The 11,440-nt window shown below is 30.1% G+C and carries 11 protein-coding genes; 9 read left to right on the plus strand and 2 right to left on the minus strand.

Annotation, left to right across the window (positions count from 1 at the left end; translation table 11 throughout):
• Positions 1-2,816: cytochrome c biogenesis protein (locus tag AC15TD_RS07245; protein ID WP_484451470.1), on the minus strand; the 2,816-nt coding region annotated here is incomplete at its 3' end.
• 100 nt (positions 2,817-2,916) lie between these two features.
• On the minus strand, positions 2,917-3,306 hold the full coding sequence (locus tag AC15TD_RS07250; protein WP_484451471.1) for a group III truncated hemoglobin: 390 nt from the start codon (positions 3,304-3,306) through the stop codon (positions 2,917-2,919).
• A gap of 60 nt (positions 3,307-3,366) precedes the next feature.
• Here AC15TD_RS07250 and AC15TD_RS07255 point away from each other — a divergent pair, with 60 nt between their 5' ends.
• The 9 genes from AC15TD_RS07255 to AC15TD_RS07295 form a co-directional block, all read left to right on the plus strand.
• A complete protein-coding gene (locus AC15TD_RS07255; protein WP_484451472.1) occupies positions 3,367-4,134 on the plus strand; it encodes a Rossmann-like and DUF2520 domain-containing protein in 768 nt (255 codons plus the stop codon).
• Positions 4,115-4,645: a KdsC family phosphatase gene (locus AC15TD_RS07260; RefSeq protein ID WP_484451473.1), complete on the plus strand. Its 531-nt coding sequence runs from the start codon at positions 4,115-4,117 to the stop codon at positions 4,643-4,645. The genes AC15TD_RS07255 and AC15TD_RS07260 overlap by 20 nt, the downstream gene beginning before the upstream one ends.
• Positions 4,646-4,710: 65 nt before the next feature.
• Positions 4,711-5,625: a geranylgeranylglycerol-phosphate geranylgeranyltransferase gene (locus tag AC15TD_RS07265; RefSeq protein WP_484451474.1), complete on the plus strand. Its 915-nt coding sequence runs from the start codon at positions 4,711-4,713 to the stop codon at positions 5,623-5,625.
• A gap of 2 nt (positions 5,626-5,627) precedes the next feature.
• The gene (locus tag AC15TD_RS07270; RefSeq protein WP_484451475.1) at positions 5,628-6,215 is read left to right on the plus strand and encodes a Maf-like protein; all 588 of its coding nucleotides are present in this window, start codon (positions 5,628-5,630) and stop codon (positions 6,213-6,215) included.
• 13 nt (positions 6,216-6,228) lie between these two features.
• A complete protein-coding gene (locus tag AC15TD_RS07275) occupies positions 6,229-6,759 on the plus strand; it encodes a mechanosensitive ion channel domain-containing protein (protein ID WP_484451476.1) in 531 nt (176 codons plus the stop codon).
• Positions 6,760-6,790: 31 nt separating this feature from the next.
• Positions 6,791-7,858 carry a magnesium/cobalt transporter CorA gene (gene corA / locus AC15TD_RS07280; protein ID WP_484451477.1) on the plus strand — a complete coding sequence of 356 codons (1,068 nt, stop codon included), beginning with the start codon at positions 6,791-6,793 and terminating at the stop codon, positions 7,856-7,858.
• 163 nt (positions 7,859-8,021) lie between these two features.
• Positions 8,022-9,884, plus strand: a complete 1,863-nt coding sequence (locus AC15TD_RS07285; RefSeq protein ID WP_484451478.1) for a helix-turn-helix domain-containing protein — start codon at positions 8,022-8,024, stop codon at positions 9,882-9,884.
• A 167-nt stretch (positions 9,885-10,051) separates the two neighbouring features.
• A complete protein-coding gene (locus AC15TD_RS07290; RefSeq protein ID WP_484451479.1) occupies positions 10,052-10,759 on the plus strand; it encodes a hypothetical protein in 708 nt (235 codons plus the stop codon).
• A gap of 187 nt (positions 10,760-10,946) precedes the next feature.
• A partial coding sequence (locus tag AC15TD_RS07295; RefSeq protein WP_484451480.1) for a PIG-L family deacetylase occupies positions 10,947-11,440 on the plus strand: 494 nt, incomplete at its 3' end.

Raw genomic sequence — 11,440 nt, forward strand, 5'->3', positions numbered from 1 at the left:
GTTAAAGCCATTTCGTTAATAACGGTGAGCTCATTAATATTGAGTTTCATTTTTTCTTTATTTGCTTTGTTAGTGAAAATCATTAAAAATAAAGCCACTAAGCCAAGTATCATTCCCAGAGTAAAAGGGCCATAACTCGCAACAATAACAGCTACATGAATCATTAACCAATAACTATTTAATACGGGTTGTAAATTTGCAATGGCAGGGTCCATCCAATTCCAATGAGCTACCATTAATATCATCGCTGTTACAAATGCTGTGGCCGCAATGGTAAGATCACTTTTTCTTCCAAATAATAAACCAAATAACATGGTCGCCCAGGCAACATATATCATAGATTCATAAGCATCACTCCAAGGGGCATGTCCAGAAATATACCATCTAGCAATTAAGCCTAGGGTATGTAACAGGAATAAAAGTAAAATAACAACCTTGAAAACATTGACTGAAATTTTTAAAGGCTTATTTTTAGATTTAAATATTTGTACAATAAGTAATATAAAAAGCAATGAACCCGCATACATATACCAACTAAATAGCTTTTTAAAAATATCATATTTATTATATAAAACCTCTGTATTTACCTTCTTGTCACTAATCATAACATCAGAACCGTACTCCTTCTGCGTCTTTTTAAAAGCCTCCAAAAGTTTATCTGCTTCTTTAAAATCACCTGTTTTTTTAGCTTCATTCAATATAAATAAATAATGACGGAAACCGTTATTTACAAAATTAGCATATAAAGAATCTTGTATGTTATATTTTTTTAATTTTAGCTCAGAAGAAGCAATCCATTTATTATTAGCATCATTGGGTACAGGGAAAATTTTAAGTGAACTTCCTTCAATCGTATTATATAATAAATTAACACGTTGGTCGGCTTCTTTAAACTCCTTTTGAAAGGCGTTTGGAACCTGCGCTTTATAAGCTTCATCAAGAAAAGGTGCTAATTTATATTCTCCATTAGCTGTGAAAAAATCTGCTAACGTTGCATATTTTTGTTCTAAATCAATACCGATGAGATGTCGTATCGAATCTGCTTTTTTAAGCTTTAAATAGATAATTGGTGCATTATACCAAAGCATCGGACTCTCTTGAATAGACAAGAATACCTGATTCGCATCAAAGTCTTCATAAACATCATTTTTACTAAGTTTTCTAAGCATTTCTGACGCATATGTATTAACAGGCATCATTCGTCCTCCTATGTCTTGAATAACTAAACGTCCGAATTTATCAGCATGTTCTTTAGGCGTCATATTAGCCTTTAAAATAGAATCAATTTGAGCCTTTGTTGGCTTTGAATGATTGTGACCATCATTTTCTGAATGCTCCTGAGAAAAAGCACTCAATGTAAAACCAATTAATAATATGGCTAAGAATTTTGATTTTTTTGTTTTTATTTCGCTCAATTTTTTTTCTAAAGACTTAAAGCGTGTAGGCTTACTAAACATAATGGCCATTAAACCAAAAAACAACATAAAATAGCCTAAATAGGTGACCCAAGTTCCCCAAAAATCATGGTTTACAGAGAGAATGGTTCCTTTTTCATCTTGATCAAAACTAGACTGAAAAAAGCGATAGCCTCTATGGTTTAAAATATTATTCATAAAAATTTTAAAATCAAAATTACCTTCTTCCTCATCTAACACGGTTACTTTACTTGAAAACGATGAAAATCCTCGTTGCGTTCCAGGATATCGTTCTGCTTCAAAATCATTTAATTTTATTGAAAAAGGCAATTCTAAAACTTTTGCACCATATCTAAGGTGAAAATCTAAACCACCAACTTTAACCTTTTTAAAGTCATTACCAGAGCCTTTTCCTCCAAAAACTCCAACGGTTCTAGTGTCGCCATTGGTTTCTATTTTAAGTAAAAGCCCATCTTGATCTAATGTATTTAGATTTTGTGATTTTTCTACTATATCAAACTTACCTTTAATTACTGGCTTTGGAAATACCATTTGAAAATTTCCTATGATATATCGAGAACGTAATCTTAATGGCTGAATGCTATCCTTTACTAATTTGCCCTCTTCCTGGGTGGCCATTGTTAAATATTCACCTTCAAATGGTGACTCTATAAAAATACCATCTTCATTATTAGTAATATTTATAGCACCTTTAGTCTTTGAATTAAGAGAAAATAGTACATTATGGATAATCATAATTTGACCTTCTTTCAGAAAATGGTTATGAGCTCCACGGTCGCTTGCCTCTACAATTTTTAAGTAGTTTTCTCCATTTTCATCAGGAACAATGTCTTCTTCCGCTCCTTGTATAAACTTTAATAATTCTATACTAACAGGTTGCTGGTCATATTTTGTATGTATCGCAAACTTATTATCTAATCGTGGTGAGAAATCAACTACTTCTTCAATAGGTAGTCGTTGTGCAACACCATCAATTTTATAATCACCATCAATATATGTTGTGAGATATGTTTTCTGCGATAAAAAATTATTTTCGGTAGCACCTTCACGAATCGACATAACACCTTCAAAACCATAATACCGAGTAATAAAAGCACCTAATATGATAAATACAAAAGAAACGTGCAATGTTAGCGTAGCCCACTTTTCCTTTTTATAAAGTTTATATTTAAACATATTACCTATAAAATTGATGATAAAAAACATGAAAATAGCTTCAAACCACCAAGCATTATAAATTAAAGTTCTTGTGTAAGGTGTTGGAGATGTTTCTTGACCGGCATCTAAAAAAGTTCCTGCTATCATGGCAGCAGCAAAAAGAATAAATAAAACAGCCGTAAAACGGGTTGAAAAAAGGATATTAGTTATTTTCTTTAACATAGCAAATAGTGTATAAATACGTTGGTCAAATTTACGAGATTTAGTTCATTTAAAAATGATATGAAGCATAAAACTCTCCATAAAATTTCTTCATTATTCCTTAATTTTTTCTGGACTCAAAAACATGTAAATATAAAAAAGTCCCCATTTTTCTCGCCCTTAATTTTGCTTTTTCTGCATATTCTCCAACAAAAAGCTCATCAATAGTTTGAAACCATAAATTTAACCAAACTCCAAAATGCATCTCGGTAATGGCATGATTGTGACGACTATCAACTTTAACATGAGCCTCTAATGGGTTTCCTAAATATTTTATTTTTAAAAATAAATTAGATTCCCAAAACGTTGTTAATCTATCTAAATGTTCATCCCAATCTGTAATGGTTTGATTGAAAAACGACCCTAATAATTCGTCTTTTCTTACCTTTTTGTAAAATGAAGAAACTAATATAAAAACATCATCTCTTGTTTTAATATCTTTTTTTTCCATAAGAAGCAAAGATACATGAATTGGCTTTTATATAACGCTTTACTTACTTAATTTAGCATTATGATTTCTGTAGTTATACTTGGAGCTGGCAATGTAGCCACTCATTTATTCAAAGCTTTCAATAAAGCTGAAAATGTCGTTGTAAATCAATGGTTTAACAGGCATCTAAAATCAATTGATTTTTATAAAAATATCGTTGAAGTGACTGATGATTTATCTCAGCTTAAACCGGCCGATGTTTATATTATTGCAGTTAGTGATGATGCTATTGCTAAATTTTCTTCTCAACTTCCTATAGAAAATACACTTGTTGTTCATACATCGGGTAGTGTTGGTTTGTATGATTTGGATAAAAAGCACAAACGTGGTGTCGTTTATCCTTTACAAACGTTTAGCAAAGAAGTAGACGTTGATTTTTCTCAGGTTCCTATTTGCATAGAAAGTACTAATAAAAAGGATTTTAATACACTTAAAGTTCTAGCAAAATCAATAGGAAGCCCTTATTATAAAGTCAATAGCGACCAGCGCAGTTCATTACATTTAGCAGCTGTTTTTGTAAACAATTTCACCAATCAGTTATACCGAATTGCTCATGAAATTACAGAATCTACAAGCACAGAATTTAATATTTTAAAACCACTCATTCTTGAAACGGCCAGCAAAGTTAAAGACTTATCACCATTTATGGCCCAAACAGGACCAGCTAAGCGAAACGATAAAAAAACCATTAAAAAGCATTTAAAAAAGTTAGAAGATTCTCCTCATAAAGAAGTATATGAGCTTTTAACCAAATCAATTCAACAAACACATGGAAGAAAAAAGTTATAAAGAATACTTACAGCATATTACTACTTTTATTTTTGACGTAGACGGTGTCTTAACAGATGGTACCGTACAAATAACCAATAGCGGCGATATTTTACGAGCTATGAGTATTAAGGATGGTTATGCTCTAAAAACGGCTGTTGATTCAGGCTTTAATATTTGTATTATTAGCGGCGGAACAAATGAAGGTGTTCGTGTTCGTTTAGAAGGTTTAGGAATAAAAGACATTTTTTTAGGTGCCAGTAATAAAATTGAGCAACTAAATAAATATCTAAATAAAAACAATATCAAATCTGAAAATGTGCTTTATATGGGTGATGATTTACCAGATTATCCTGTTATGAAACTAGTAGGATTGGCGTGTTGTCCGCAAGATGCAGTGCCAGAAATAAAAAACATTTCTAAGTATATCTCTCATAAAAATGGTGGTTCTGGAGCGGCTAGAGATGTTATTGAACAAGTTTTAAAAGTACAAGAAAAGTGGTATAAAAATTTTGATGCTAAGTATGATTAAAACCAAAGTTTTTTTGAAAGCTCATTTTAGCACATTTAAATTACCATTAATAATATCACTAAATCATGATTAGTTTTTTTAAGCTTATACGTTGGAAAAACCTTCTCATGATTGCTTTAGTGCAATGCCTTGTTAAATATGCACTATTTCAACCGTTTGGAGTGAGCATGTCTTTAACTAACTTTCAATTTATACTATTCGTTTTAACCACCTTATGTATTGCTTCTGCTGGTAATATTATTAATGATATTTACGATGTAGAAACAGATTTCATTAATAAACCAGAACAGCTAATAATTGGAAAAACCATTTCCGAAAAAACAGCTTATAACCTGTTTATTATCTTAAATGTTTTAGGTGTTGGAATCGGGTTTTATGTGTCCCATGCCATTGATAAGAGTGAATTGTTTTCAATATTTGTGATTACTTCTGCACTTCTTTATGTGTACGCCAGCTTTTTAAAACAAAGCTTTTTAATTGGTAACATTATTGTATCGGCTTTAATTGCTTTCAGTATAGTTATTGTTGGAATATTTGAATTAATTCCTGTTATGACAACGACTAACCAAGCTATTCAATTAACATTTTTTAAAATTTTATTAGATTACGCCCTATTTGCCTTTATTTTAAATTTGCTAAGAGAAATAACGAAAGACATTGAAGATATCGATGGGGATTTAAAAACAGGTATGCACACACTTCCGATAGTTATTGGAAAAGTGTATTCTTCTAAATTGCTTTTTATTTTATCATTAATTCTGTTAATATTAATTATTTATTATATAAATTCAACCTTATACAAACATCCCATTGCTGTTAGTTATTTTTTGGTTTTTATAATAGGACCGCTTATATACACTAACATAAAAATTTTGTCCGCAAAAACAAAAAAGGATTTTCATAGTATTAGCAATCTATTTAAATTAGTCATGATTTTTGGTATGCTTTCTATGTTATTATACCAAATAATTTTATTTTAAAAATGCTTAACAAGAAACTACAAAATCATAATATAATTTTAGCCTCAGGTTCTCCTAGAAGGCAACTGTTTTTTAAAGAATTAGGCATTAATTTTGAAATTAGATTAAAACCTATTATTGAAAAATATCCGCCAAACTTAAGACATTTTGAAATAAGTAACTATCTGTCTCAATTAAAGGCAGTACCGTTTAAAGAAGAACTAACGAAATACGATATACTTATTACCAGTGACACAATTGTATGGCATAACAATTTAGCTTTAGGGAAACCAAAAAATTCTGATGACGCCTTTAAAATGCTAAAATCGTTAAGTAATAAAACCCATCAGGTTATCACTTCCGTTTGTTTTACAACTAAAACAATACAAAAAACAATTTATAGCATTACCAATGTTACCTTTAAGGAGCTTTCAGATGACGAAATTAACCATTATATAAAAACCAGTAAACCTTTTGACAAAGCTGGGGCTTACGGCATTCAAGAATGGATAGGACATATTGGTGTTACTAAAATTGAAGGATCTTATTTTAATGTTGTTGGGCTTCCTGTGCATCTGGTTTATCAAACCCTTTTAGATATTACAAATTAAATAAATTATGACTATGAAATCACCTTTTGAAATATTTTCTCATGAATTAATATTTACCACTATTGTTTTAATTATTTTTCTCGTTTTAAATTATATATTTAAAAAAGTAGTATTTGGGATTGGAAAGCGCAGTAATATAAATATTGCCAGAGTAAAACTTATTAGTCGGTATATTACAGTGACTTTATTTTTTATTGCCGTTCTTATTGAAGCCATTATCTTTGGCGTTGACCCTTCTCAAATAGCCTTGGTATTTTCATCTGTTTTTGCAGTCGTTGGAATTGGTTTATTTGCTATATGGTCTATTTTAAGTAATATAACGTCAGGTGTTATCATGTTTTTCTCTTTTCCTTATAAAGTAGGTGATAAAATTAAAATTCACGATAATGACTTTCCTTTAGAAGCCATAATTGAAGATATTGGTGCTTTTCAACTGCATTTAAGATTAGATAATGGTAATTTGGTCACCTACCCAAACAACCTTATGTTACAAAAAGCCGTTACACTTATTCAGAAAGATGCCATTGGTGTTGAATATGATTAAAATACTATCTTTATAAGGTCAACACTTCGATATGTCAAAAAAAAAAACTTCAAAATACAAAAAGAAACTTGGTTTAAGTCCCGGTTCTATTATTTACACAGGTAATAAAGAAAGTAACAAACTTTCGATTGAGACTTTTGATTATAATACCGAACAGGTTGAAGAAAAAGTTCATTCTAAAATTGAGGATGTTTTTCATTATAAAACCACAAAAGCAATAACTTGGATTAATATTAATGGTCTTAATCATGTTGATGCTATTGAAAAAATAGGCAATCAATTTGAGCTACATCCACTTACGTTGGAAGACATTGTAAATACAAATCATAGACCAAAAATAGACGACTATCATAATTATATTTTTGTTGTTGTGAAAATGCTCTATTATAATGATGATGAACAAATTGTTAATGAACAGGTGAGCTTTATTCTAGGCAATAATTATGTTTTAAGCTTTCAAGAAGCCGAAGGTGATGTTTTTAATTCATTAAGAGAACGTATTAGAAATCCTAAAGGAAGAATTAGAACTCTTGGTTCTGATTACCTTTTATATGCACTTATCGATGCTGTAACTGACCATTATTTTCTTGTGATTGAAACCATGAGTAATAAAATCGAAGATATAGAAGACACGTTATTTAAAGCTGTTTCTCAAGAAGAATTAAGTTTAGAAATTCAAAAATTAAAACGAGAAATTCTAAAAGTGAGACGTGCTATTTTTCCTTTAAGAGAAATTATTAGTAAAATTGAAAAAAACGAAAATAACTTCATACAGGAAAAAACCATTCATTATTTTAGAGATGTTTATGACCATGTTGTTCAAATTTCTGAAAACATAGAGATTTATCGTGAAATGATTTGGGGACTTATGGATATGTACATGACAACCATAAGTAATAAAATGAATCAAATAATGAAAGTTCTTACTATCATATCAACCATATTTATTCCGCTAACGTTTTTAGCCGGAATATACGGGATGAATTTTGATAACATTCCAGAATTACATTTTAAATATTCGTATTTCATTTTATGGGGTATTATGATTGTCTTATTCTTTTCGATGCTCAATTATTTTAAAAGAAAAAAATGGTTTTAAATTTTCTTTATTAGGTGCATGAAACACCTAATTAAAAAGAATAATATTTTTGTCTTTTTAAATATTATCGTCCTAGTTTTTTTATCCAATCCCTTGATTTTTAGTAAATAAATTGTAAATTTAGGTAGTTATCAACCATCCAATATGAAAGATCTTAAGCAACATGTCTCAAACTTTCATAAAAAAAATAGAACAAACGGTTTTATCTAATCTTGAAAATGAAAAATTTGGTGTTAGTGAACTAGCCAAGGAAATGAACTTGAGTCGTTCCCAAATACTCAGAAAAACAAAATCGTTTTTAGGAAAATCAACTAATCAATTTATTAGAGAAATTAGATTACAGGAAGCTGCAAGGTTTATTCTAAATAGTGATTTAACCGCATCAGAAATTGCCTATAAAGTCGGTTTTAGTAGTCCCTCTTATTTTAATAAATGCTTTTTAGATTATTTTAATTTAACACCTGGTGATTTTAAAAAGAAACATGAAAATGATAAATCATTTGATTTTACGCTTGTAAATAATTCTTATAAAAAAGGTATAAGATTTAATTTTTTTTGGGTAGTTCCTGTGATACTAGTAATTAGCATTGGTTTATATTATCAAAAAAAAATATTTAGTAACAAATCAAAAAAGGAAAATCAACACGCATCAATTGCTGTCTTACCACTTGAAGATTATTCTGAAAATATGGATTATGATTATCTGGCCTCTGGAATAACAGAGGCAATCAACCTTGAATTGTCAAAAAATAAATCTATACGTGTTATCTCAAGAGGATCCTGCGAGCGCTTTAAGAATGATACTAACACACCTTATAATATAATTGCTAAGGAGTTAGGTGTTGATTTATTGCTAGAAGGATCTGTTTTTCCTAATAATGATAGTTTACTTGTTGTAGTTCAGCTAATTAGTCCGTTTCCTAAAGAGCGACACATTTGGTCAAACAAATATCATCGTAGTACTAAAAACGTACTGCAATTAGTTCAAAATATTTCAAATTCCATTGCAAAAGAAATCTCAACAACTTTAATACCTAAGTCATATGAAAAAAGAATTTACAAAATAAATACAGAAGCTTACAACTTATATTTAAAAGGTAAACATTTGTGGTATTATCAAAAAACAAGATATAATTCTTTAATTAAAGCAAAAGAATACTTGGAAGAATCAATTAAAATCGATCCTAATTTTGCTGCTGCCTATGTTACGTTGACAGAGATTTATATTTCTCTAAATAAATTAATAGGTGATAATCATGAAAAATTAATCAATCGGGAAAATGCCAGAAAAACAATTGACATGGCCTTTGAACTTGATGACTCATCGGCTGAAGCTTATTTTACAAAAGGAAATTTACTTGGGAAATTTGATTGGAATTGGAAAAAAATGAAAGAAATGGCTGACAAAGGATTGATTCTAGAGCCAAACAATGCAGATGGTCATTTGATATTATCAAATTATTATACAATAAAAGGAAATTACCAAAACGCAATTAAACAGGCTTTGTTGGCAGAATCTTTAGACCCATTAAATCCTACTGTAGGTTCTTTCGTTGCTGAAAAATATTATATTTCTAAAGACTTTGATAAATCAATAGCAAAGTATAATGAGGTTTTAGAAATAGAACCCGACTATGGTTTTGCCTTAAACGGAATAGGATACGTTTATCATAAAAAAGATAACTTAAAAAAAATGATTACATCATGGAGAAAGCTACAAACTATTATGAAAAATGATTCACTTGGATGGTATTATGATAATAAAAGCCTTGATGAATCTTTAAATTTCTATTTAAATAAAGCAACAATAAATACCCCAAGTTTTTGTTCAAATCCAAGCGTTATTGCATCTATTCAAATGATGGTAAACGATAAATCGAATGCTCTTAAATATTTAAAACTTGCATATCAAAATAAAAATGAAGATCTACCAATAATATTAACCTACCCCATATTTTATCCTCTTCATAGTAATCCTGAATTTAAAAAAATAGCTAAAAAAACAGGTGTAGTATTACTTAATTAAGTTTGATCTTATTTGGCTGCAATCTAATTGTTAAAAAAATCAAATAAACTAACGTGCTTAAAAATTATAATAAATTAAAAGAAAAATAAAATAATTTGCTTCATGGTTGATAAGTTGACATTTATATAATTCAGGATATTTATATCATAATTTAAAAATCAATTATCATGAAAAAATTTATTTCACTATCTGCAATTTTTGCTTTGTTTTTTCTTTTTGTATCATGTAATACTGAAGCCATAGATGAAACCACGAGCAATTTGGAACTAAATAGCTCTAAAGTAAATGACAGTAAAAAAAATACTGGTTTTGATCAATGGGGATATAATTGGAACGCACATCAGTTTAATGGTTATCTTATAAACGCATGGTTTGGTGATGAACTATATCCAGACGCACCCTGGTACAAAAAAGAACCCCCATATAATGGAGACTGGGATGGATATGCAGAACAACATCCTGAAGTTTTGGATTATGACTTCTATTACTACGGAAATATGACATTGGTAATGCACTGGAATGAATCCTGTATATCAAGAGAAGGAGTTTACCAGTATCCAATTGTTGATTCAGATGCATGGATAACTTTTCATTATCGTGCTGGAGAAGGCGAAAACCGATGGTCTCAGTTTCAGAAATTTGTGGCTGTAAAATCTACCGATAAATTAGTTGTTTATGCTTATGATGATGATGGAAATCCAGTATTTGGAGAATGGTTCTCAGAAGAGGGAGAGGGAGAATCCGTTGGATTATTTTACATGTGGCCAGACCGCGCACTAGTGCAAGTTGTAAATACGGGAAATGTTCCCGAAGGTATGCTTGATACCTATAAGGGTTTAATTGGCCCTGGATTGGGTAAATATAAATCGCTTTAAATTTTGATGCCTTTTTGTAAACGATAATTAAAATGGGATAGTAAACATTCAATTTTTTTGAATATGAAAAACCCTGGTTAACTAAACAGGGTTTTTTCTTATTTCATTTTATTCGTTAAAGAAACATTAAAAACGACCACTTCGCTACTATCTTTTTCTATATTTGGTTAATTCCAAACAAAAAATGATGCGAAAACCAATACTTTATCTACTCATATTCCTTTTTTTACCGTTCTTAAACCAAGCTCAAAAACCTGATAAACCAAATGCTTCTGAAATTTATGAATCTATTAAAAAACTAAATTTTTTAGGTTCTGTCATGTACATCGCGGCGCATCCAGATGATGAAAATACAAGACTTATCTCCTATTTATCAAATCATGTAAAGGCGAGAACGGCTTATTTGGCTTTAACGCGCGGCGATGGTGGACAAAATTTAATTGGTCCCGAGATTAGAGAATTATTAGGAGTTATAAGAACTCAAGAACTTTTGGCTGCAAGACAAATAGATGGTGGAAAACAATTATTTACCAGAGCCAATGATTTTGGGTATTCTAAACATCCCGATGAAACATTGACCATTTGGAATAAAAAAGAAGTTTTAAGCGATGTCGTTCTTGCCATAAGAGCATTTAAACCCGACGTTATTATTAATAGGTTTGACCATAGAAGCCCAGGAAG

The organism is Yeosuana sp., from assembly GCF_057126245.1.